Origin of the sequence: Nocardia sp. NPDC059229, assembly GCF_042754165.1 — a bacterium.
Classification (GTDB): Bacteria; Actinomycetota; Actinomycetes; order Mycobacteriales; family Mycobacteriaceae; genus Nocardia.
Window position 1 is genome coordinate 17,397 of sequence record NZ_JBHZAK010000034.1, and the last position, 21,577, is coordinate 38,973.

General features: G+C 69.1%; 20 protein-coding genes. 8 read left to right on the top strand and 12 right to left on the bottom strand.

Annotation, left to right across the window (positions count from 1 at the left end):
* The first annotated feature begins 182 nt into the window (after positions 1-182).
* Together ACFXHE_RS40820 and ACFXHE_RS40825 are read left to right on the top strand one after the other, a co-directional pair.
* Entirely contained in the window at positions 183-623 is a 441-nt protein-coding gene (locus ACFXHE_RS40820) for a hypothetical protein (RefSeq protein ID WP_379390597.1), read from the top strand.
* Positions 620-1,954, top strand: coding sequence for an ADP-ribosylglycohydrolase family protein (locus tag ACFXHE_RS40825; RefSeq protein ID WP_379390599.1), 1,335 nt, complete (start codon positions 620-622; stop codon positions 1,952-1,954). The genes ACFXHE_RS40820 and ACFXHE_RS40825 overlap by 4 nt, the downstream gene beginning before the upstream one ends.
* A gap of 153 nt (positions 1,955-2,107) precedes the next feature.
* On the opposite strand, the gene ACFXHE_RS40830 is transcribed toward ACFXHE_RS40825, so the two are convergent.
* Positions 2,108-3,430: an acetyl-CoA C-acetyltransferase gene (locus tag ACFXHE_RS40830; protein WP_379390601.1), complete on the bottom strand. Its 1,323-nt coding sequence runs from the start codon at positions 3,428-3,430 to the stop codon at positions 2,108-2,110.
* A gap of 205 nt (positions 3,431-3,635) precedes the next feature.
* Here ACFXHE_RS40830 and ACFXHE_RS40835 point away from each other — a divergent pair, with 205 nt between their 5' ends.
* Both ACFXHE_RS40835 and ACFXHE_RS40840 read left to right on the top strand, forming a co-directional pair.
* On the top strand, positions 3,636-4,994 hold the full coding sequence (locus ACFXHE_RS40835; protein ID WP_379390603.1) for a 3-oxoacyl-ACP reductase: 1,359 nt from the start codon (positions 3,636-3,638) through the stop codon (positions 4,992-4,994).
* Positions 4,991-5,860: a MaoC family dehydratase gene (locus ACFXHE_RS40840; RefSeq protein ID WP_379390605.1), complete on the top strand. Its 870-nt coding sequence runs from the start codon at positions 4,991-4,993 to the stop codon at positions 5,858-5,860. The genes ACFXHE_RS40835 and ACFXHE_RS40840 overlap by 4 nt, the downstream gene beginning before the upstream one ends.
* Before the next feature lie 203 nt (positions 5,861-6,063).
* Here the strand turns inward: ACFXHE_RS40840 and ACFXHE_RS40845 are convergent, their stop codons facing one another.
* From ACFXHE_RS40845 to ACFXHE_RS40870, 6 genes are all read right to left on the bottom strand, one after another.
* Positions 6,064-7,668 (bottom strand): FAD-dependent monooxygenase, encoded by a 1,605-nt coding sequence (locus ACFXHE_RS40845; RefSeq protein WP_379390607.1) that lies wholly within the window; start codon positions 7,666-7,668, stop codon positions 6,064-6,066.
* Between the two features lie 92 nt (positions 7,669-7,760).
* Positions 7,761-9,158, bottom strand: coding sequence for a DUF5685 family protein (locus ACFXHE_RS40850; protein WP_379390609.1), 1,398 nt, complete (start codon positions 9,156-9,158; stop codon positions 7,761-7,763).
* Between the two features lie 114 nt (positions 9,159-9,272).
* Entirely contained in the window at positions 9,273-9,881 is a 609-nt protein-coding gene (locus tag ACFXHE_RS40855) for a TetR/AcrR family transcriptional regulator (protein WP_356995924.1), read from the bottom strand.
* 172 nt (positions 9,882-10,053) lie between these two features.
* Positions 10,054-11,226, bottom strand: a complete 1,173-nt coding sequence (locus ACFXHE_RS40860; protein ID WP_379390611.1) for a glycoside hydrolase family 3 N-terminal domain-containing protein — start codon at positions 11,224-11,226, stop codon at positions 10,054-10,056.
* A gap of 70 nt (positions 11,227-11,296) precedes the next feature.
* Entirely contained in the window at positions 11,297-12,325 is a 1,029-nt protein-coding gene (gene gnd, locus ACFXHE_RS40865) for a phosphogluconate dehydrogenase (NAD(+)-dependent, decarboxylating) (RefSeq protein ID WP_379390613.1), read from the bottom strand.
* 628 nt (positions 12,326-12,953) lie between these two features.
* A complete protein-coding gene (locus tag ACFXHE_RS40870; protein ID WP_379390642.1) occupies positions 12,954-14,780 on the bottom strand; it encodes an acyl-CoA dehydrogenase in 1,827 nt (608 codons plus the stop codon).
* Positions 14,781-15,081: 301 nt separating this feature from the next.
* Between ACFXHE_RS40870 and ACFXHE_RS40875 the strand changes: the two genes are divergently transcribed.
* Positions 15,082-15,687, top strand: a complete 606-nt coding sequence (locus ACFXHE_RS40875; RefSeq protein ID WP_379390615.1) for an alpha/beta family hydrolase — start codon at positions 15,082-15,084, stop codon at positions 15,685-15,687.
* A 4-nt stretch (positions 15,688-15,691) separates the two neighbouring features.
* Here the strand turns inward: ACFXHE_RS40875 and ACFXHE_RS40880 are convergent, their stop codons facing one another.
* The gene (locus ACFXHE_RS40880; protein ID WP_379390617.1) at positions 15,692-16,264 is read right to left on the bottom strand and encodes a TetR/AcrR family transcriptional regulator; all 573 of its coding nucleotides are present in this window, start codon (positions 16,262-16,264) and stop codon (positions 15,692-15,694) included.
* 78 nt (positions 16,265-16,342) lie between these two features.
* Here ACFXHE_RS40880 and ACFXHE_RS40885 point away from each other — a divergent pair, with 78 nt between their 5' ends.
* Positions 16,343-17,233 (top strand): SDR family NAD(P)-dependent oxidoreductase, encoded by an 891-nt coding sequence (locus ACFXHE_RS40885; protein WP_379390619.1) that lies wholly within the window; start codon positions 16,343-16,345, stop codon positions 17,231-17,233.
* Between the two features lie 49 nt (positions 17,234-17,282).
* Here ACFXHE_RS40885 and ACFXHE_RS40890 read toward each other — a convergent pair whose 3' ends face one another.
* From ACFXHE_RS40890 to ACFXHE_RS40905, 4 genes are all read right to left on the bottom strand, one after another.
* Positions 17,283-18,008 (bottom strand): class I SAM-dependent methyltransferase, encoded by a 726-nt coding sequence (locus tag ACFXHE_RS40890; RefSeq protein ID WP_379390621.1) that lies wholly within the window; start codon positions 18,006-18,008, stop codon positions 17,283-17,285.
* Between the two features lie 102 nt (positions 18,009-18,110).
* Positions 18,111-19,217 carry a DUF4185 domain-containing protein gene (locus ACFXHE_RS40895; RefSeq protein WP_379390623.1) on the bottom strand — a complete coding sequence of 369 codons (1,107 nt, stop codon included), beginning with the start codon at positions 19,215-19,217 and terminating at the stop codon, positions 18,111-18,113.
* Positions 19,218-19,373: 156 nt separating this feature from the next.
* Positions 19,374-20,132 (bottom strand): crotonase/enoyl-CoA hydratase family protein, encoded by a 759-nt coding sequence (locus tag ACFXHE_RS40900; RefSeq protein WP_379390625.1) that lies wholly within the window; start codon positions 20,130-20,132, stop codon positions 19,374-19,376.
* A gap of 9 nt (positions 20,133-20,141) precedes the next feature.
* Positions 20,142-20,921 (bottom strand): alpha/beta fold hydrolase, encoded by a 780-nt coding sequence (locus ACFXHE_RS40905; protein ID WP_379390627.1) that lies wholly within the window; start codon positions 20,919-20,921, stop codon positions 20,142-20,144.
* A 101-nt stretch (positions 20,922-21,022) separates the two neighbouring features.
* On the opposite strand from ACFXHE_RS40905, the gene ACFXHE_RS40910 reads away from it, so the two are divergent.
* Together ACFXHE_RS40910 and ACFXHE_RS40915 are read left to right on the top strand one after the other, a co-directional pair.
* Complete coding sequence (locus tag ACFXHE_RS40910; protein WP_040862373.1) at positions 21,023-21,247, top strand: hypothetical protein; 225 nt, start codon at positions 21,023-21,025, stop codon at positions 21,245-21,247.
* On the top strand, positions 21,234-21,530 hold the full coding sequence (locus tag ACFXHE_RS40915) for a hypothetical protein (protein ID WP_364609652.1): 297 nt from the start codon (positions 21,234-21,236) through the stop codon (positions 21,528-21,530). Before ACFXHE_RS40910 ends, ACFXHE_RS40915 begins: the two co-directional genes overlap by 14 nt.
* The last annotated feature ends 47 nt before the right edge of the window (positions 21,531-21,577 follow it).

Genomic DNA, 21,577 nt, shown 5'->3' on the forward strand with positions numbered 1-21,577 from the left:
ACAGACCGTTCAGTGGACTTGGCAATCTTCGTCGCGCCGCAAGTTCTCCACAGTTCGCTCACGATTCACCCAAACCGGTGGTGCGATGCGGGGGACGGGTTTTCACTGAAAACGTCGGCTTTCGCCGACGATCGACATCGCCGTCGTTGGAGCAGGGCCCGAACGAGGGGTGGATTGTGCGGTTGGACGAGCTGACGACCCCGCAGGAGTGGGCGCGTGTGTACCGCTCCCTGTTCGGTCTCCCCCACGTGCATGTGACCACACCGGGCTTCGTGGTCCTACCGCTGGTCGACACCATCGCGGCGCTGAACACCCCGGAACCGTTGGGGGCCTTGATCCTTGACGAACTGGTCAGTCGGGGTCTGGCCGGCCCGGTGCTGGTGCGCGACAAGCCGTCGCGCCGCACCTTCCTGGCGGTCTTCGACGGCTACCCGTCCGACGAATGCCTCGAGCTGCTCGAGCGCAACAGCGTCGACATCGGCCCGCATCGCAGTAATGTCATCCTGCCCACCGGATTCGGCCGTCACACCCATGAGGGCCGCTGGTGGGCGCGCGCGCCACAGCGTGAGGAATCCCTGCCCCTGCTCTCCGAGGTGGTCGCGGCCACCCAGGCGGTGTTGTGACCATAGAGTCGGCCTTCTTCGGCCACCATGAGGCCGATCCGCGCGCTCTGCTGTACTACGAGTGGTGTCAGCGCACCGAATCCGGTTACGCGGTAGACGATTTCGCGGAGGAAGTATGCGATCTCACGCACACCGCGCAGGCGATTCCGGGGGCCTGCTGGCGGCTGCTGGATCGGGTCGAGCGGGCTCCGCGACTGCCGGACTGGCCCTACACCGAATGGGTGGACGCGCCGTGGCATGCGAATCCGGCTGACATCGAAGAAGATTCGATTCCAGTATTGGGCGAGCCGGAGCTGCTGGACCGTATCCATGGCGGCTGGCTCGGCCGCTGCACCGGCTGCACGCTGGGTAAACCCCTGGAGAACGGCTTCGTCTGGACACCCGCACGTATCCGCGGGTATCTGGAGGCGAGCGGGGCCTATCCGCTGCGCGACTACGTGCCCGTCGCCGACCCGCTGCCCCCCGAGGCCGATGGCCGAAGATCCTGGCACACAGCCACTCTCGGCCGTATCGACGGCTGTCCCCGCGACGACGACGTCGACTACCCGATTCTCGGTCTGCATCTGCTGGAGCGGCACGGGAGGTCGTTCACCCCCGATGACGTCGCGGCCCTCTGGCTCGAGCGCCTGCCGTTCCTGCAGACCTACACCGCCGAACGCGTCGCCTACCGCAACCTCATCGACGGTTTCGCCCCGCCCGACACCGCCACCTACCGCAACCCCTACCGCGAGTGGATCGGCGCGCTCATCCGCGCCGACATCCACGGCTACACCCACCCCGGACAACCCCGCCGCGCGGCCGCCGCGGCGGCCCGCGACGCCTCGATCTCCCACGTGGGCAATGGTTTATGGGCCGCCATGTGGTCGGGTGCGCTGATCGCCGCCGCCTTCACCGCCCCCGGCCCCGCCGCAGCGCTGGCCGTCGCGCACTCCGTCATCCCCGCCCGGTCCCGCCTGGCACTGGCCCTGGCCGAGGTCACCGACGACCACCGCGGCGGCATGTCCTGGGACCGGGCCGTGACCGCCATCCACACCCGCCACTCCCACTACAACTGGGTCCACGCCATCGGCAACGCCTGCCTCATCGCCGCCGGATTGCTCTGGGGCGAAGGCGATTTCACCCGCACCATCACCCTCACCGTCCAGGGCGGCTGGGATACCGACTCCAACGGTGCGACCGCCGGCTCGGTGGCGGGCATCCTCACCGGGGCCGCCGCCATCCCCGCCCACTGGACCGCGCCGTTCCACGACACCGTCCACAGCTCCGTCGCCGGCTACGACAGAACCCGCATCTCCGACCTGGCCCGCCGCACGCTGAATCTGGTGCGCTGACACCGAATTGGGTCGTGGCGGTGATCCCCGACAGCGGCGAGGGCGGTGCCCGGCCGTCGTCCCGGCCGGGCACCGCCCTCGAACACAGAAACAGGGGATTGGGGGCAATGCCCCCATCCTCCAAGGGTTTTCAGGGGCGTAGCCCCTGGCCAACTACCGCTCGACGATGGCGACGACGCCCTGGCCGCCGGCGGCGCAGATGGAGACCAGCGCGCGGCCGCCACCCTTCTCGGCCAGCTGCTTGGCGGTCTGGGCGATGATGCGGCCGCCGGTGGCGGCGAACGGGTGACCCGCGGCGAGCGAGGAGCCGTTCACGTTCAGCTTGGAGCGGTCGATCTTGCCGAGCGCGCCGTCCAGGCCCAGGCGCTCCTTGCAGTACTGGTCCGACTCCCACGCCTGCAGGGTGGCGAGCACCACGGAGGCGAAGGCCTCGTGGATCTCGTAGTAGTCGAAGTCCTGCAGGGTCAGGCCGTTGCGGGCCAGCATGCGCGGCACCGCGTAGGTGGGGGCCATCAGCAGGCCGTCGGGGCCGTGGATGTAGTCCACCGCGGCGACCTCGGAGTCCACCAGGTAGGCCAGCGGCGACAGGTTGCGCGAGGCCGCCCACTCCTCGGAGCCCAGCAGCACCGCGGACGCGCCGTCGGTGAGCGGGGTGGAGTTGCCGGCGGTCATGGTGGCGTCGCCCAGCTTGGTGCCGAAGACCGGCTTCAGGGTGGCCAGCTTCTCGATGGTGGAGCCCGGGCGCAGGTTGTCGTCGCGGGTCAGGCCCAGGAACGGGGTGACGAGGTCGTCCATGAAGCCGCGGTCGTAGGCGGCGGCCATGTTCTTGTGCGACAGGTAGGCCAGCTCGTCCTGCGCCTCGCGGGAGATGCCGAATTCCTTGGCGGTGATGGCGGCGTGCTCACCCATGGACAGGCCGGTGCGCGGCTCGGCATTGCGCGGGATCTCGATGCCGACCATCGAGGGACGCAGCCGGCCGACGAGCTTCACGTAGTCGGAGTTCTTCTTGGCGCGGTTGGCGTCGAGCATCCACTCGCGCATGCCCTCGCTCACGCCGATCGGCGCGTCGGAGGTGGTGTCGGTGCCGCCGCCGACGCCGTTCTCGATCCGGCCCAGGGCGATGCCGTCGGCCACGGTGACGATGGACTGCAGGCCGGTGCCGCAGGCCAGCTGCAGGTCGTGGGCCGCGGTGTAGGGCGACAGGGTGGAGCCGAGCACGCTCTCGCGGATCATGCCGTGCTCGCCGACGCGCTTGAGGACCGCGCCGCCGACGACCAGGCCCAGGCGCTCGCCCTGCAGGCCGAAGCGGGCGACCAGGCCGTTCAGGGCCGCGGTGAACATGTCCTGGTTGGACGCGTGGGCGTACTTGCCGTCGGAACGAGCGAACGGGATGCGGTTACCGCCGAGGATGGCAACCGGGCGGGCCTGCTTGGTGGTCTTGGCCGCGGCCTTCGCCGAACGGGCTTTGGTGGTCACTCGAGTCTCCAGTGTCTCGTCGGTGGGATTTCCGGCACGCGCGATCCCGGTGGATGCGCGCCACTCGGTTTACATTAAACTTACTCTGGAGTAAGTTCATTGTCGACACCGTACCCCGCACATGTGCGCAAAACCGCTCCCGAGGCCGGTGCGCAAGGCCCGAGCGGGCGAGGACCACTCACTCACACAAGAGAAGGTAGGAAACGTGGCTGCCAGCAAGAGCAAGGGCGCTCCCAACCTGTACGGATCGTTCGTTCACTCCGCGCCGGGCGCGTTCCTGGCCTCGAAACTGGGCCTGCCGCAGCCGGAGACGCTGCGCCGCTACAAGGCCGGCGAGGCCGCGCTCCCGGGCCCGGTGCTGCTGGGCGGCAAGGGCCGCGTCGCCGACGCCGTGCGGAACCTGCTGAGCGACTACACCTTCGTGGACGCGGTCACCCCGGGCGTGAAGTTCGGCGCGCTGGTCTTCGACGCCACCGGTATCCGCACCATCGAGGAGCTGCAGCAGCTGTTCGAGTTCTTCCAGCCCGCCATGCGCAGCATCGCCGCCTCCGGCCGCGTGCTGGTCATCGGCACCACCCCTGAGCTCACCGATTCGGTCGACGCCCAGATCGCGCAGCGCGCGCTGGAGGGCTTCACCCGCTCGGTCGGCAAGGAGCTGCTGCGCGGCGCCACCAGCAACCTGGTCTACCTGCACCCCGAGGCCGCCACGGCCGCAACGGGTCTGGAGTCCACCCTGCGCTTCGTGCTGTCCGGCAAGTCGGCGTTCGTCGACGGCCAGGTCTTCCGGGTCGGCAAGGACGACTCGACCGCCCCGGCCTCGTGGGACAAGCCGCTGGAGGGCAAGGTCGCCGTGGTCACCGGTGCCGCCCGCGGCATCGGCGCCACCATCGCCGAGGTCTTCGCCCGGGACGGCGCGACCGTGATCGTGGCCGACATCCCGGCCGCCGGCGAGGCGCTGTCGGAGACCGCCAACAAGGTCGGCGCCACCGCGCTCGCCCTCGACGTCACCGCCACCGACGCCGCCGAGAAGCTGGCCGCCTTCGCCACCGAGCGCTTCGGCGGCATCGACATCGTCGTCCACAACGCCGGCATCACCCGCGACAAGCTGCTCGCCAATATGGACGAGGGCCGCTGGAACTCGGTCATCAACGTGAACCTGGCCGCGCCGCACCGCATTACCGAGGGCCTGGTGGCCGCGGGCGCGCTCCGCACGGGTGGCCGGGTCATCGACGTGTCCTCCATCGCGGGCATCGCCGGCAACCGCGGCCAGACCAACTACGGCGCCTCCAAGGCCGGTGTCATCGGCATGGTGAACGCCGAGGCCCCGAAGCTGGCCGAGCAGGGCATCACCATCAACGCGGTGGCCCCCGGTTTCATCGAGACCGCCATGACCGCCGCCATCCCGCTGGCCACCCGCGAGGGCGGGCGCCTGCTGTCCTCGCTGCTGCAGGGCGGTCAGACCGTGGACGTCGCCGAGACCATCGCCTACTTCGCCTCCCCGGCGTCGAACGCGGTGTCCGGCAATATCGTTCGCGTCTGCGGCCAGGCCCTGATCGGAGCATGATGACGCAGACCATCAACCTCACCGAGGTGCCCAAGAACAGCGGCCTGTTCGTCAAGGCCGCCCTGGGCGCGCTGCCGGTGCCGGGTCTGTCGGCCCGCAAGCCCACCCTGCCGGACCGCAGTGTCCGGCTCGAGAGCTTCAAGGTCGACCCGGACCACCTCGCCGCCTACTGCCGGGCCACCGGCCTGCGCTTCGGCGACGCATTGCCGCTGACCTACCCGTTCGTGCTCAGCTTCCCGCTGGCCATGCAGCTGGTCGTCGCCCGCGACTTCCCGTTCGTGGCCGTGGGCGCGGTGCACGCGGAGAACGTCATCGAGCGCACCCGCGAGATCTCGGTGTCGGAGCCGCTGGACTTCGAGACCCACATCGAGAACCTGCGCGAGCACCCCAAGGGCCTGCTGGTGGACGCCGTCACCGAGGTCAGTGTGGGCCGGGAGCTGGTGTGGCGCCAGGTCACCACGTTCCTGCACCAGCAGCGCACCTCGCTGTCGGGCGGGCCCAAGCCCGAGCCCAAGCCGGACGAGGTGCCGCCCCCGCCGCTGCGCGCGCTGCGCGTCGATCAGAAGATGATCAACCGCTACGCGGGCGCCTCGGGCGACCACAACCCGATCCACACCTCGGCGCTGGGCGCCAAGGCCTTCGGGTTCCCGAAGCCGATCGCGCACGGCATGTGGTCGGCCGCCACCGTGCTCGGCGCGCTCGAGGGCCGGATCCCCGACCAGGTCACCTACGCGGTGAAGTTCGGCAAGCCGATCTTCCTGCCGTCCACGGTGAACCTGTACGCGGACCAGGTGTCCGGTGGGTGGGACCTGTCCTTGAAGAACCCGAAGAAGGGCTACCCGCACCTGACCGCTACGCTGCGCTGAAACCTCGCCGCGCGGGTAGGGTCGAAAACCTGCAGTGCGAGGAAGTGTCGAGCCTGACACCCGAAGATTCGGGCGCGGCCGCCATCCGGCGGTCCGCCCGACGGGGGTGAAGAGCCGCACACTGTTTCGAATTCGGATGTCGCCACGCAGGGGTTTCTACATCCGGCCGAAACAGTGTGCGGCTCTTGTATTTCCGGAGCGGGTCAGGCGATGGGCGAGTGCATCGGCGCACTGCTGCCGTCCACCAGCAGCGTCAGCACGTCACCGAGCCAGTCCGGCGTCAGCCCGGAATCGGGGCCGGCCGCGATGTGGTGATCCGGCCGGACCAGCAGGGCCTCCCCGGCGGCCAGCCCGGCATGCGCCGCGCAGTCGGCCGCGGGCAGGGCGTGCACGGCCAGATCGATACCGGTGGCGCGTCGCGCCTGCGCGGCGGCCGTGCGCCACGCCCCGGCCGGACCCGCGACCAGCAGGGTGAAACCCGGGCCGCACAGGTCCAGGGTGGAGGGGGTCCACCAGCCGGCGTCGACGCACCAGTGCGGGAGGCGGGTTCCCGTCCGGCCCCGCAGAGTCGCGACATGCGGGGCTGCGCCCGGCGCGGTGAGGGCGGCTGTCGAGGTATAGCGGTAGCGGGTCATCACCGTCGCCGTATCCAGTCTGCGGGCCAGATCGTCGGCATTGCCAGGGGTTTCGATGCCGTAGCGGGTCCGGAAGTCGGTGCCCAGACGCGACTGCTCGACCGCCACCTCGGCGCGCGGGCGGCGCTCGGCCGCATAGGAATCCAGCAGCGCCGGACCGGCGTTCCCGTGCAGGGTGGCCGCCAGTTTCCAGACCAGATTGTGCGCGTCGGCGACGCCGGTGTTGCCGCCGTAGCCGCCCCAGGGCGCGTGGCGGTGCGCCGCATCGCCGACCAGGAAGATTCGATCGCGGCGGTACTCGTCGGCCACGAAAGTGCCGGTGTCCCAGGCGCTGCGGGCCAGGATCCGCACCTCGAGATCAGGTGCGCCGACCATGGCGCGAATGGCCGTGACACAGCGCGCATCCGGCCAGTCGGCGGGCGATTCGGTGGCCGGGTCGTATTCGATGTGGAAGGACCATTCGCCGGTGTTGTTCTTGGACAACACGAGTCCGCGCACCGCCGGGCCGGTGATCTCGCACTGGCTGAAGGCGCGGCCGTCGAGCAGGCCGGTGAGGTCGGTGCGGGCGAACACATTCAGATAGTGGTGGGTCGGCGACAGCTCCCGGCCGGTGATGCCCAGCGCCCGGCGGATCGGACTCCCCGCACCGTCCGCCGCGATCACGTAATCGGCCCGCAGCAGCGACCGCGCACCCGAGGCGTCCCGCAGCAGCGCGCTGACACCCGTCCCGTCCTGCTCGAATTCCACCAGCTCCGTGCCGAATCGGAGGTCGCCGCCGCGCTCCCGGGCGGCCTGCGCGAGCACCGGTTCGAGCTCCACCTGCGGCAGGAACACGAACTGCGACGGACTCGGGTCCGCGGCCGCCATGGCCGCGCCCAGCCCCGACAGATCCAGCGATTCCGCGGTCCGCACCGACTCGCCGGTCCACGCGCCGCCGAACTTCCCCGCCCGCAACGCGCTCGCCGCCGCCGCCAGGATCTGCGCCTCGACCCCGGCCTGCCGGTACATCTCACCCGTGCGGGTGTGCAGCCCCCGCGAACGCGGCAGCGGCGAGGCGGTCGCCCGCCGCTCCACCAGAACGTAAGGGACGCCGTGGTATTCGAGGAACAGCGCGGCGGACAATCCGACCAGACCGCCGCCGGACACCAGGACCGGAACATGTGCCGTTGTCATGCTTCCAGCCTGGGCAGGACCGCTTGCACGCCCCTTGCACGGCGATCACACGACGCAAGAGGGGCCGCCGTGCCGGTCTCGGCTCGCGATGTTCAGCAGCTGCAATCGCATCCGCAGCAGTCACAGTCGCAGCAGTCGCCGTCGCAGCAATCGCAATCACACCCGCCGCAGTTGCAGTCGCAGCAGCCGTGGCCGTCGCAGCAGCCGCCACCGCCGCCCGCGGCGTGGTGATGGCCGCCGCCGCAGTTGCAGTTGCTACAGCAATCGCAGCAGTCGCAGTCGCAGCGATCGATCCACGGCGCCTTGCGATGCCCGCTGCACGGGCGGGTGTGCCACTTGAAACACGCGTAGCCGGTGCAGTACTGGGTGCCGATGATCCCCAGCCCCTCGAGCAGGCTCGGCCGCTGTATCGGCGGTCCTCCCGGCCCGGGCGGCACCAGCCCCGGCTGCGGCGTGAACGGCGCGCCCGGCTGCCACGGCGGCTGAAACTGCGGCTCCGAGCCGGGATACTGCGGTCCGCCGGGCCCGGGGTAGTCCGGTCCGGGACCGGGCTGCCAGGGCTGCCCGCCGCGCGGTGCCGCCTCGGATGCCGTCGCGGAGTGGGCGCGACAGGTGTGGGCGGTGCAGGTGTGCGCGATGCCCGCGGCCCGGCCCAGCTTGCGGACCACGCCTCCCAGCGGGTCGAGCAGGATCCAGCGGACCGTGGCGGCGCGGTCCAGGGCGACGCGGGCGAGGGCAGCGCGCAGCAGTGAATTCGATTCGGCGACAAGGGCGTGCGCCTGTTCCGGAGTGGTTCCGGTGGCCGACAGCGGGTTGAACTGGCCCTGGGCGTTGTCCGCGTCGAGGTCTTCGAGCGCGTCGGCCAGATGTGCGATACGGCCGAAATGCCATCCCGCCTCACGCAGGGCGTCGGCGTTCTCCGGCCGGTTCGCGAGAATCGCGGTGTGCGCGAACAATTCCGCCGCGCAGAGCTGGGTCGGCGCGGTCAGCTCGGCGAGCGTGCTCTCGGGCGAATTCTCCAGCCGCAGCTGCGATTCGATCGCGGCGATCAGCGGTTCGACGTCGAGGCCGAGGGGCTCGGCGGTGGCGCGCGCCCGGGTGTGCCACCGGGTGGAGACGCGGGTGAGCGGGCGGCGCGCCAGGCGGTGGGTATCGCCGTCGTCGACATGGTCGCGAATCTTGGCCGCGCCCAGCAGCAGTGAGGCGGTCGCGGCGAGGCGCACGCCGGGCGCGCCGGCGGCGACCACCTCGGCGCGGCGCATGCCCCGCAACGGGCAGGGACCCGCGCCGGTGCGGGCGGACGGCTCGGATTGCTGTGCCTCGGTGAGTATTTCGAGGACGATGGCATCGGTATTGGTCGCCGCGCGGGCGAGCTGGCCGTGGCCGTCACGCAAACCCAGGCAGAGACCGCACAGGTGGGTCTGCCAGGCCGACGGGTCGATACCGTGCCGCACCGCACTGTGCGCACACGGCTTCAGCAAGCCGAACAACGACGATCCCCATCCCCGGCCGAAGCGGCCGTCCTGCAACACGATCGCAGCGAACTGTGGCAGGCGAGGGGCGTGGCGGCAAGTCAGCCGTACGACGGACGGCGCGGGCGCCGGTCAGACCGGTTCGGTCTTCTTCTTGCTGCCGGACAGACCGCGCCAGGCCAGATCGTCGAGCAGGTTCACGGCCTCGGCCATATCGATCTGCCCGCTGGCGACCCGGTCGGCGATGGCCTCGCCCGCGCCGATCACGGCCACCGACACCACCTCGAAATTGGTGCCCGGTTCGGCGTATTTGGCGCTGGATTCGAGCAGCTTGGCGGTGAGTTCGATGACCCGGTCGCGGCTGTTGGCGATCTCGGAGGCGAAGGGCTGCTGGCCCAGCGCCTGCCGGTAGAGGACCTGCCAGGACAGCCGGTTCTGGTCCACGTAGGACAGAAAGGCCTCCAGGCCCGCGCGCAGCTGCTCGTGCGGGGTGAGCTTGGGGTTGCCCGCGACCGCGACTGCTTCGATGAACCGCATGCTCTCGCGATGGATGCAGGCGCGGAAGAGCTCGTCCTTGGATCCGTAGTAGAGGTACAGCATCGGCTTGGAGATCTTCGCCTCGGCGGCGATGGCGTCCATGGAGGTGTCGTGGTACCCCTTGCGCGAGAAGACCTCCACGGCGGCGTCGAGCATCTGCTGCTCGCGCACCGCGCGAGGAAGCCGTTTCGTTCCGCCTGCCATTCACTCTCCTAAGACCGGACAGTCGACGCTCTCGGCGAGCGTCGAAGTCCTTATCTTACTCCATGGTAAGTTCCATGAGCGTGAATTGCCGGTCCTTCGCCAATACCGCGCTCAACAGCGCTTTCGCGCCGCGGCGGGCCGATCCGTGAGATGTCCGAAACCGGAAGTTTGCTCAGCAGTGCGGCGCGGAGCCCTTGAACTTTGCCATGCGAAGCACCGAGGCATCCACCTGGGCTCCCGGTAAGCGGCCGCTGCTGACCGCGTCGACGAGCCGGTCGAGCACCTTCGGCACCGCGTCCGTGGTGATCCACAGCGCATTGTCGGCGCCCGCGATCAGTGCGGTCTCCACCGCGTCCTCGATGCTCATGCGATTGGTGATGGCCGCCATGCCGCCCAGATCGTCGGTGAAGATGACGCCGTCGAAGGGTGCTGCGCCATAGCCGGTGCCCTGCCGCAGCAGTGCCATGGCCTGCGGGCTGATACTGGCCGGCACATTCGGGGTGGTGAGCCCGGGCACATCCAGGTGGCCGACCATGACCGCCGCACCCGAATCGACCAGCTGCCGGAACGGCACCAGGTCCTTGTTCTGCAGCTGATCCAGCGGCGGGGTCTGCACCGCGCCGGTGTGCGAGTCGCCCGAGCCCGAACCATGGCCCGGGAAGTGCTTCATGACGCTGCCCACCCCGGCGTCCTTGAAGGCCCGGATGAACGCGCCCGCGTACTGCACCACCACGTCCGGGTCGTCGGAGAAGGAGCGGTCGCCGATCACCGAATCGTCGGGCTGGCTGCTGACATCGGCGTCGGGCGCGAAGTCCACGGTCACGCCGAGCGCCTTCAGCTTCTGCGCCCGGTCCAGGCTGAAGGTGTAGAACTCGTCCGGGCTCATGGTCTGCGCGATCACCCGGGACGAGGGCGCGGCCCCGATCAGGTCCTTGGCGCGCGAGACCCGCCCGCCCTCCTCGTCGATGGTCACCATGAGCGGTGTCCGCGAGGCCTTCTGGACCGCGTCCACCTGGTGCTGGGCCAGCATGGCCTTGTCGGTCCAGCTGCCGATGAAGATGCCGCCGATCTGCTCGGTCTTCACCACGTTCTCGGCATCGGCCTCGCCGGTGACGCCGACGGTGAGCAGCTGCGCCAGCTTCTGCCGCAGCGTGAACTGCGACAGGTAGCCGGCCGCGCAATCCTGCTGCGCCCGAGTCGTGGCCGGCGGTGCGGCGATGGTGGTGGTGCTGCTCGGGGATCCGCTGCTGGTTTGCGCGGATTGGGTGGACGAGTTGTCGCTGCTGGAACAGCCGGACAGCACGAGTGCGGTCACCGCGACGACGATTCCCGGTACAAGGCGCATGCCCCGACCGTAGCCGGAGTTCTTCGATCTCCCGCCATCGACACCGGGTGTGCCATCACGCATGGCGCATTCACCCCTGCGGTAGCTCATGGTGACCACCGAAGGCCTGGCGCATGGCAGAAAGCACCTTGTCGGCGTAGAGCCCCTCGCCGCGGGAGGAAAAGCGCTGGAACAGGGCCGCGGACAGGACGGGGGCGGGCACGCCCTCGTCGATGGCGGCATCGAGGGTCCAGCGACCCTCGCCCGAATCGGAGACGCGGCCGCCGAAGGAATCGAGGTTCGGGTCGGCGTAGAGCTCGGCTGCGGTGAGATCGAGCAGCCAGGAGGCGACCACCGAACCGCGCCGCCACACCTCGGTGACCTCGGGGACGTCGATGTCGTAGCGGTAGTGCTCGGGGTGTTCGAGCGGGGTGACCTCCGCGGAGTGCTCGGTGTCCTGGTGCTCGCCGGCATCGGCCCGGTGGAGGATGTTGAGGCCCTCCGCGTACGCGGCCATCGCGCCGTACTCGATCCCGTTGTGCACCATCTTCACGAAGTGCCCCGCACCCGCGGGGCCGCAGTGCAGGTAGCCCTGTTCGGCGGTGGAGGGCGTACCGGTGCGGCCGGGGGTGCGCGGTGCGGCGTCCACGCCGGGCGCGATCGATTTCAGCAGCGGGTCCAGGTGGGCGACGGTGTCGTTCTCGCCGCCGATCATCAGGCAGAAGCCGCGTTCGAGCCCGAACACGCCGCCCGAGGTGCCGATGTCCACATAGTGGATGCCCTTGGGCCGCAGGGCCTTCGCCCGCGCGATGTCCTCGTGGTAGCGGCTGTTGCCGCCGTCGATGATGATGTCGCCGGGTTCCAGCAGCCCGGCCAGTGTGTCGATGACCGCGCCGGTGGCGCCCGCCGGGATCATGACCCACACCACGCGCGGGGCGGTGAGCATGGCCACGAACTTGGGGAGTTCGGTGCTGCCCTGGAAACTGTCGCCGAGTTCGGCGGAGAGTTCCTCGATGTGCTCCGGGTGGCGTTCGTAGCCGACGGCGGTGTGCCCGTCCCGCACGATCCGGCGCACGATATTCGCGCCCATCCGGCCGAGTCCGATCATTCCGAGCTCCATGAGTGGTCTCCTCGCGTCGTACGGTTCCGATCCGTCTCGATTGTCCCCCCAGCGGCGGGCCGCGAAATTTTTTCATTCGGGCGGAACGGGTGTGTAACGCCCTGGAATGGGTGTCGATAGAAGGGATGGCTCCGTGCTGTTGCCAGACCCCCGACCCGGCAACCGCACGGAGCTCTATTTTTGCCCCCAGTTATCGTTGCAGAAAATTTCCTGACAGCTGGAAAAAATGGTCGTGAGCGGTGGAGTCCCTGGCATTTGCCGACTTCATAACTTGAAAACCGCCCACCGCGTTGAGATTGCTGTCAGTGTGCTGTAGGTCGCGGCGGGGATCGGATGCGTCATGGACCGAGCAGCCGTGCGGTTGATGCCCGGGAAGTTCGGGGCAACCGTTCGGCATCGGTTGCGGATAGCGTTCTTAGGCATTCATCTTTCAGTACGACGGACGGGTACCTCATGGACTGGCTGGCTCACTTCCTCCTCGGCTTCATCAGCACCATCTCCGCCTCCGCCTCGGGTGAGCACTGGTAGGCCGCCTCCGAAGAAACGCCGAAAGCGATGCGGCCCGGAAGATTCCGGGCCGCATCGCTTGGTACTGGGGGTTCGGGGGCACAGCCCCCGGGACCCTGCGTCAGAAGGCCGCTTCGTCCAGCTCCATGATGTCGTTGTCCAGGTTGGACAGGACGGTGCGGATCGAGGTCAGCTCCGGCAGCACGTTGCGGGCGAAGAACTGCGCGGTGGCGATCTTGCCCTGGTAGAACGGCTCGTTGGAGCCGTTGTCGAGGGCGTTGATGGCGACCTCGGCCTGGGCCAGCAGCAGCCAGCCGATGATCAGGTCGCCGACGGCCAGCAGGAAGCGGACCGAGCCCAGGCCGACCTTGTAGAGCTCCTTCGGGTCCTGCTGGGCGCCCATCAGGTGCCCGGTCAGGGTGGCGGCCATGCCCTGCACGTCCTCGAGGGCGGTGGCCAGCAGCTTGCGCTCGGCCTTCAGGCGGCCGTTGCCACCCTCACGCTCGATGAACTTCTGCACCTGGCCGGCCACGTGGGCCAGCGCCACGCCGCGGTCGCGGGCGATCTTGCGGAAGAAGAAGTCCTGCGCCTGGATGGCGGTGGTGCCCTCGTACAGCGAGTCGATCTTGGCGTCGCGGATGTACTGCTCGATCGGGTAGTCCTGCAGGAAGCCGGAGCCACCGAAGGTCTGCAGCGAGTCGGTCAGGTACTGGTAGGCCCGCTCGGAACCGACACCCTTGACGATCGGCAGCAGCAGGTCGTTGACGCGGAACGCGGTGTCCTTGTCGGCACCCGAGACCAGCTCGGCGATGTCGGCGTTCTGGTGCGCGGCGGTGTACAGGTACACGGCGCGCAGGCCCTCGGCGTACGCCTTCTGCATGGCCAGCGAACGACGCACGTCCGGGTGGTGGGTGATGGTGACGCGCGGGGCGGCCTTGTCGGTCATCTGGGTCAGGTCGGCGCCCTGCACACGGGTCTTGGCGTACTCGAGCGCGTTCAGGTAACCGGTCGACAGGGTGGCGATGGCCTTGGTGCCCACCATCATTCGCGCGTTCTCGATGACGTCGAACATCTGCGCGATGCCGTTGTGGACCTCGCCCACCAGCCAGCCCTTGGCCGGAATGCCGTGGCCGCCGAAGGTGACCTCACAGGTGGCCGAGACCTTGATGCCCATCTTGTGCTCGACATTGGTGACGAACACGCCGTTGCGCTCACCCAGGGTGTCGGTGTCGAAGTCGAAGTGGAACTTCGGCACGTAGAACAGCGACAGGCCCTTGGTGCCCGGGCCGGCGCCCTCGGGGCGGGCCAGCACCAGGTGCATGATGTTCTCGAACAGGTCGTCGGAGTCGCCCGAGGTGATGAAGCGCTTGACGCCCTCGATGTGCCAGGAGCCGTCCTCCTGCTGGATCGCCTTGGTGCGCCCGGCGCCGACGTCGGAGCCCGCGTCGGGCTCGGTCAGCACCATGGTGGCGCCCCAGTTGCGGTCGGCGATCTTCTGAGCCCACTTCTTCTGCTCATCGGTGCCGTTGTTGTAGAAGACCTGCGCGAAACCCGCACCGGCGGCGTACATCTGGGCCGGCGGGTTGGCGCCGAGGATCATCTCGCCCAGGGCCCAGCCGATGACGGACGGGGCGCCGAGGCCACCGAGCTCCTCGCGGACCGGAACCTTGGACCAGCCGCCGTCCTCGAGGGCGCGGTAGGACTTCTTGAAGGAGTCGGGGAGGGTGACCGTGTGGGTCTCCGGGTCGAAGGTCGGCGGGTTGCGGTCGCCGTCGACGAACGAATCCGCCAGCGGGCCCTCGGCCAGACGACGGACCTCGTTCAGCATTTCCTTGACGGTGTCGGCGTCGAGGTCGCCGTAGGCGCCCGCGTCGAGCAGCTTCTGGATGCCGAGGAACTCGAAGAGGTTGAACTCGAGGTCGCGAACGTTGCTCTTGTAGTGACCCATGGTCGTACTCACTCTCCATTGAGATGGGTGCGGTTCGGTGTGTGCCGTTCCCGCCCGTTAGGTCTCCACCGGGTAGACACCGTAAAGCAGCGCTACTGGCGGGTAACTTATGCGTCATGTTACCGACCGGTAAGAGGCGCGCCAAGGTCATCACGGCCGAATGTGACTGAAAGCACGCGAGTTGCCGGGACCCGGGGTTGCCGGGCTCGTCGCGGCCTGGTCGATCGAGGTCCGGCGGCGGTGGCGAGGTCCGCCGGTGTGCCGCGCGAGCCCGGTCCGTGCCCCTGATTACGGTGCCTACATGCGCATCGAGACGAGTGCCGGACCGGCGGAGGTGGAGATCGAGCGGCGCGGGCGGGCGAAGCCGCGGTTCCTGCTCGTGCTCACCCATGGCGCCGGCGGCGGCGTCGAGGCGAAAGACATACTGGCCCTGCGGGATTCGGCGGTGGAAATGGGCGGCGCGGTGGCGCTGGTGACCCAGCCCTATCGGGTGGCGGGGCGGCGCGCGCCGGGCAAGGCCGACGTGCAGGACGCGGCGTGGCTGGAAATCATTGCGGCACTGCGGAAGAAGATGCGCGGGGTGCCGCTGGTCCAGGGCGGGCGCAGCAATGGCGCGCGGGTGGCGTGCCGGACCGCGCAGGAGGTCGGGGCGCGCGGGGTGGTAGCGCTGTCGTTCCCGCTGCACCCGCCGGGTAAGCCCGAGAAGTCGCGACGTGAGGAGCTGCTCGCACCCGGCGATATCGAGGTCGTCGTGGTCAATGGGGCGCGCGATCCGTTCGGCATTCCGGATGCGGCCGACGCGACCGAGGTGCATGTCGTTGCGGGACAGGCGCATTCGTATCGGGCCGGGTTCGAGGAGATCGTCGCCGTGCTCACGCCCTGGCTGGAGCGCTGGTCCGCGAGCTGAGCGCTCAGCGGGCCCGGCCCAGGTAGCCGAGCAGGTCGTCGATGAGGTCGGCGGGATCGGCGTGGCCCTTGCCATTGGCGTCGAGGTGGCCCGAGGAGGCGAGGTCGGCGGCGCCGTGGGCCACCGCGCGGACCAGTGAGGCCATCCGCTCGGTGTCCCCGCCGGGCAAGCTGCCCGCGGCCTGCGCCTGCCCGACCAGGGCGATCAGCGCGTTCTGGGCATTGCGGCCGGTCTCGGCGAGTTCGGGCGTCTCGTCGGCCCAGCGGCCGAAGACGAGCTTGAAGCGGGCGGGATGGTCGAGCGCCCAGGCGATGTAGCCGTGCAGCACCCCGCGCAGCATCTCGACCGGTTCCGGGCGCTCCTGCACGATGCGGGCGAAATCGACTGCGCGCTCGGACAGTTCGCGTGCGGCGACCGCCGCGAGCAGAGCTTCCTTATTGGCGAAGTGCTTGTACGGCGCGTTGTGCGAGACGCCCGCGCCGTTGCCGACCTCGCGCAGCGTGACGGCCTCGACTCCGCCGGCGTCGAGCAGGCGGAGCGCGGAATCGAGCAGCACGGTGCGGGTGGACGGCGGCATCGGCCCATCGTAGTCGGCGGTTGACAGCGTCAACCTGCGCGCCTAGGTTGACGTTGTCAACCTCTGAGGGAGTGGGTTATGGACCGGGGAACAACGGCCGTCGTCACGGGCTCGACGAACGGCATCGGAGAAGCGATCGCACGACAGCTGGCCGGCATGGGAGCGGAGGTGGTGCTCGTCGGACGAGACCACGGCCGGTTGAGCGCCGCCCAGGACCGGATCAAGGCGGCGGTTCCAGACGCGAGACTGCGGGGTGAACTCGCCGATCTGTCGCTGCTCGAGGACGTGCGACAGCTCGCGGATCGCCTGCGGGACAGCCGGATCGACTTCCTGATCAGCAATGCGGCCGTGGTCGCGGACCTCGGCGACCACACGGCGGAGGGCCTGCAACGCACACTGGTCACCAATCACCTTGCGCCGTACTTGCTCCTGCGTACGCTCGGTGAAAACCTAGCCGCCGCAGGACGATCCGCGCGGCTGGTGGTGGTCGGAGCCTCACCGAAGGCCCTGCGACGGGTGCCCGTCGACCTCGACGATCTGGGTTTCGAGAACGCCCGCGGACTCGGATTCCCGCCCAGTTTCCGGCCTTTCGTGGCCTACGGACGCACCAAGAACATGAACGCGATGTTCGTCTACAGCCTGGCCGAGCGCCTCGCGGGCACCGGCGTCACCGTCAACGGCGCGCATCCCGGGATCATCCGGCACACCGGGCTGGGCCGGGAATCCGCACGCGGACTGCTGCGGGCCTTCGCCTGGTCGCAGTGGATCAACCCGATGCTGCCCGGTCCGGACGCCGGGGCGGACACGCCGGTCTGGCTGGCCACCTCACCGGACCTGAACGACATCACCGGGCGATTCTTCGTGCTCCGCAAGGATGTTCCGACCGCCGCGCACACCACCGACGCGGACCGCCGCGCGCGGCTTTGGGAGGAGAGCGCACGCCTCACCGGTCTGGCCGTCCGCAGCTAGCCGGGCGGTCATCGCCCGGGCGGTGCCGGTCAGAAGATCTCGGCGCCGGTCAGAAGAGGTCGAGCGCCGGCGGCTGCGGGGCCTCGAGGGCGAGCGGCTCGTCCCGGGGTTCCGGCGCGAGCCTGGTCGCCACCACCAGGGCGTCGATGGCGTCGCGGTCCTCGGTGGGGCGGTGCACGCGGTCGGCGATGCGGATGCGGATATCGGGCTCGGCGGGGGACAGGTCGGCGAGGATGTCGGCCGGGGTGAAGGTCCGGGCCGGATCCTGCTCGCCGCCATAGCCTTCCGCCAGGTTCAGGGTGTCATTGCCGATCACCAGCAGGGTGCCCTCGGGGGAGAGCATCTCGGCCGCGCGCAGCAGCAGGGCGCGGCGGTCCGCGGCGGGCAGGTGCAGGAAGGCGAGCAGGATGAGCTCGTAGGGTCCGGTGATGCCGGCGGCGTCCAGCTGCATGACATTGGCGTGGATCCAGTGGATGCGCCCGCGCACCGAGCGCGACAGCCGCGAGGCGACGGTCCGGCCCTTGTCGATGCCGGTCTGGGAGAAGTCGACGGCGTCCACCCGCCAGCCGTGGGTGGCCAGCCACAGGGCGTTCCGGCCCTCACCGCACCCCAGGTCCAGCACCCGCGGCAGCTCCGGCCGCGGTTCGCCGATCCCGCCGCCGACCGGAGCCCGCCGCTCCAGCCCAAAGACCTGTTCGACCACCGTGGCATTCGGAGGTGCGCCCCACACCAATTCGGTATTGGCGTAGTGCTCGTCCCATTCGGCGGCATCCATGGGGACGAGTCTATGAGCTGTGCACCGAGACGAGTTCGGCCGCGAACGCGGAGGCGTTCGCGGCCGAGTGTCGCATCGGGGTTTCCCCGGGAATCGAGTTTTCTACAGCGTGGTGTGCATCAGCAGCACGTTGTACTGGCTGTGGACCGTGGTGAGGAAGTACAGGTCACGCCCGGTCTGGTACGGGAAGATGTACGGCGCGTACGCCGTCGGCAGTTCCCGCGTGTCGATGAGCACCGACGGTGCGCTCCAAGGGCCTTCGGGACTCGGCGAGGTGTACATGACCACCGAGTTCCACGGATCCGTGGTGAGCATGACGTACTGGCCCAGGTAGTCGTTCCACTGCACCGACATCTCCGCCACGCCGCCGCCGATCACCGGCTGCGCCGCATTGACGTCCTTCTGCCACTTGCCGCCGTCCCAGTACTCGTACGCGCCCATATCGGTGACCGCCCCTTCGGGAACGCGGGCGACGTATGCCGGGTGGTTGCGGCCGGATGCGGTGCCGAACTCGTAGAGGAACCCGTCGCGCTTGGCGAAGGCGTTCATCTGGAAGTTCGCGTTGCCGCCGTCGTCGGGGCGGCGGGTGGCGGGCAGCTCCACCCAGTTCTCGCCGTTGTCGCCGGACACCGCGAGGCTGGAGTAGTTGGTGGTCCACTCGCCCACGTCGTCCCAGCTCTTCACCGACATCAGGCTCATGAACTGGGTGCCGCCGACCGAGATGCCCGCGGTGGGGATGCGGCTGATCTCGATGAACGGGATCTTCGGGCTGGGGATCAGATCCCTTGCCTGGCCGAAGATGTCGCGCACCACCGAGTCGAAGTAGATGCCGTTCGCAGGGTCCTGGGTGTGTGAGCGCAGCAGGATGTTCGAACGCCACGCCCAGGTGCTTCCGACCAGCAGATTCGGCAGGCCCAGGCCGGCGGTGTCACCGAATGCGGTGAGCATCTCGCCGTTCCCGTCGTCCCACATGATGCCCAGGTCGGTCCCGAGCACGTTGTAGCTCTGGGTGTTGTTGGGGCTGGCCATTCCCGTGACCTGGAAGACCGCCTTGGTGCGGCCCGGCAGCTGCGGCAAACCGTTCGAGCCGTTCAGCACCGGAATCGGGTTGATTGCATTGGGATTGGCTGCGGCCGGCATGGTCACGGTAAGGAGCAAGGCCGTGGCACCTGCTATCGCGGAAAGCAGCAGCGGGGCGGTCTTGGTCAATGCGGTGCTTCCTCCGGGTCTCGCCGAATAATGCGCGGACCACACCGTATGTGACGGGCCGCACAATGCGTTCGACTCGTTGGCAAAGTGTGAAAATGCTAACAGCCATACCCGAAATTCGGGGCTTGCAAACCGGGTTATTTGCCGTGAATTGGCTTACTTTCCATTCCTACCACGGTCGAGCGCCTGCTTCAGGATCAGCGGCAGCTGCGTGGCGCGTTCCACGGCCAGGGTTCGGCGCACCGACGCGTGCCAGGAGCGGTCGAACAGTTTCTTGGCGCTCGCCACCGCCTGCGGGGAGCGGGCGGCGATGCGGTCGGCCAGTTTCTCGGCGGCCGCGCGCGGGTCGGCGGTGACCTCGGTGACCAGGCCGATGCGCTCGGCGTAGGCGGCGTCCACCGGGTCGGCGGTCATGGTGAGCAGCAGCGCCTGATCGAGGCCGATGAGCCGGGACAGGGTGGCCGCGCCGGTCATGTCCGGGATCAGCCCGTGCTTGGCCTCCATGACCGCGAACTCCGAATCCGGTGTGGCGAAGCGGAAATCGGCGGCCAGCGCGATCTGCAGTCCGCCGCCGTAGCAGCGCCCGTGCACCACGGCGATCACCGGCTGCGGGAGTCGCCGCCAGGCCCAGCAGGCCTCCTGGAAGGTATTGGTGCCACGCCACGGCAGCGGGACGAAGTTGCGCACCACGTCCAGCGGGTTGCCCATGGCCTTGGCGATATCCAGGCCGGAGCTGAAGCTGGGTCCGTTGCCGGACAGGATGACGGCGCGAATGTCGGAGCGCTTCCCGATGATCCCGGCGACCCGGACCAGCTCGTTCAGCATGTCGATGGTCAGGCCGTTGTGCTTGTCCGGCCGGTCCAGGGCCACGTACGCCCGGTCGCCGTCGAAGGTGAGGGAAACGTTGTGGCTCACGGTCTTTCCTTATCCGAGCTGGTCCAGGAGCAGGCGCGCGCAGCCGGCCGGATCGTCGAAGAAGGGCGTATGGCCGCTGCCGTGCAGGGTGACGTGCCGCGCGCCGGGCAGTTCCGCGCGGGCGCGCCGGGACTGCGTGGCGTACGTGAGCAGAATGTCACGGTTGCCCCAGGCGATGGTGATCGGGATGTCGCCGAGGGCGGTGCGGTCGGGGAGCCGGAAGTCGGTGAAGGAGGCCAGCGCGGCATCGAAGCCCGCCGCGCCGAGCAGGCCCTCGACGGTGTCCACGGCCACCTGGGCGTCGATCGCCCAGGGCTTGCCGAACACCAGCCCGAGGAAAGTGGAACGGCCGACGATGTTTCCGAGCACCGCGGGCACGGCCGGATGCAGCACCCTGGAGAGCTGTTTGGCGCGGCCCAGCGCCTGCTGGCACCAGACGCGGCCCGCGGTGTCCCAGAACGCGATGGGGGAGTAGGCGGTGACCGAGCGCGCCAGGCCCCGCGCGGTCAGGTCCAGCGCGATGCCGCCGCCCATGGAATTGCCTGCCAGATGCGGATTCTCGATGCCCTCGGCGGCGAGGAAATCGACCAGGGCATCGGCGAGGGTGGAGACGGTGGTGTGCTCGATCGGTGCGCTGTCGCCGAATCCGGGCAGGTCCACCGCGATCACGTCGAAGGATTCGGCCAGGGGGCCGATGATCGGCTCCCAGACCTGCCAGCGGCTGCCGACGCCGTGCACGAGCACGAGGGGGTCGCCGCTGCCGGTCCGGTAATGGTTCAACTTCGTCATGCGCGACTCCCCCTGTCCTGATCCCTGCGAATCTCACCCTACAGTCGTTGACGTGTCGCCAACAGGCGGGAAAATTCTGCTCCGGCGGTACGATAAAAGGTATGGCAACCCGGAAAGTGACACTGTCGCTGGACGAGGCGGCCTGGTCCTATGCACAGGACGCCGCCGCCCGCGCGGGCATGTCGCCGTCGGCGTGGATTTCCCGCGCCGCGCGCCGCGAAGCCGTGCGGCTGGGGTGCGGCCCGGTGCCGGACCCGGTCGAACTCGCCGCGGCCGACGAGGCGGAAAAGCTCGCCGCCGAAAAGGAGCTGCGTGCGCAGGGGTGAACTCTGGGTCTACCACCCGCACGGCACCACCCGAACCCGCACCATCATCCTCATCTCGAGCGACGGCATCAACGAGTCGCCGCGCCCCTGGCTGATCGCCGCCGAGGTCGAGGCCGGGGATCCCCGGGACATCCTGGCCGTGCCCATTCCCGGCCACGGCTGGGTCCACGCCGGCAATCTGGGCCGCATCTATCGTGGCTGGTTGGAGCGTCGCATCGCCGAAGTCGACAGCGAAACGGCCGAGCGAATCGACACAGCGCTGCGCGCCGCCATGGATCTGTGAGAGGGTGCCTGCGGCAGTTCTCCCGTCGAACCTCGAGAGTAGAGGCA

Bases quoted from the DNA above. Each gene is read 5' to 3' on its own strand.
- ACFXHE_RS40840 (WP_379390605.1), top strand. From the start codon at position 4,991: ATGATGACGCAGACCATCAACCTCACCGAGGTGCCCAAGAACAGCGGC.
- ACFXHE_RS40845 (WP_379390607.1), bottom strand. From the start codon at position 7,668: ATGACAACGGCACATGTTCCGGTCCTGGTGTCCGGCGGCGGTCTGGTC.
- ACFXHE_RS40855 (WP_356995924.1), bottom strand. From the start codon at position 9,881: ATGGCAGGCGGAACGAAACGGCTTCCTCGCGCGGTGCGCGAGCAGCAG.
- ACFXHE_RS40860 (WP_379390611.1), bottom strand. From the start codon at position 11,226: ATGCGCCTTGTACCGGGAATCGTCGTCGCGGTGACCGCACTCGTGCTG.
- gnd (WP_379390613.1), bottom strand. From the start codon at position 12,325: ATGGAGCTCGGAATGATCGGACTCGGCCGGATGGGCGCGAATATCGTG.
- ACFXHE_RS40870 (WP_379390642.1), bottom strand. From the start codon at position 14,780: ATGGGTCACTACAAGAGCAACGTTCGCGACCTCGAGTTCAACCTCTTC.
- ACFXHE_RS40875 (WP_379390615.1), top strand. From the start codon at position 15,082: ATGCGCATCGAGACGAGTGCCGGACCGGCGGAGGTGGAGATCGAGCGG.
- ACFXHE_RS40880 (WP_379390617.1), bottom strand. From the start codon at position 16,264: ATGCCGCCGTCCACCCGCACCGTGCTGCTCGATTCCGCGCTCCGCCTG.
- ACFXHE_RS40885 (WP_379390619.1), top strand. From the start codon at position 16,343: ATGGACCGGGGAACAACGGCCGTCGTCACGGGCTCGACGAACGGCATC.
- ACFXHE_RS40890 (WP_379390621.1), bottom strand. From the start codon at position 18,008: ATGGATGCCGCCGAATGGGACGAGCACTACGCCAATACCGAATTGGTG.
- ACFXHE_RS40905 (WP_379390627.1), bottom strand. From the start codon at position 20,921: ATGACGAAGTTGAACCATTACCGGACCGGCAGCGGCGACCCCCTCGTG.
- ACFXHE_RS40910 (WP_040862373.1), top strand. From the start codon at position 21,023: ATGGCAACCCGGAAAGTGACACTGTCGCTGGACGAGGCGGCCTGGTCC.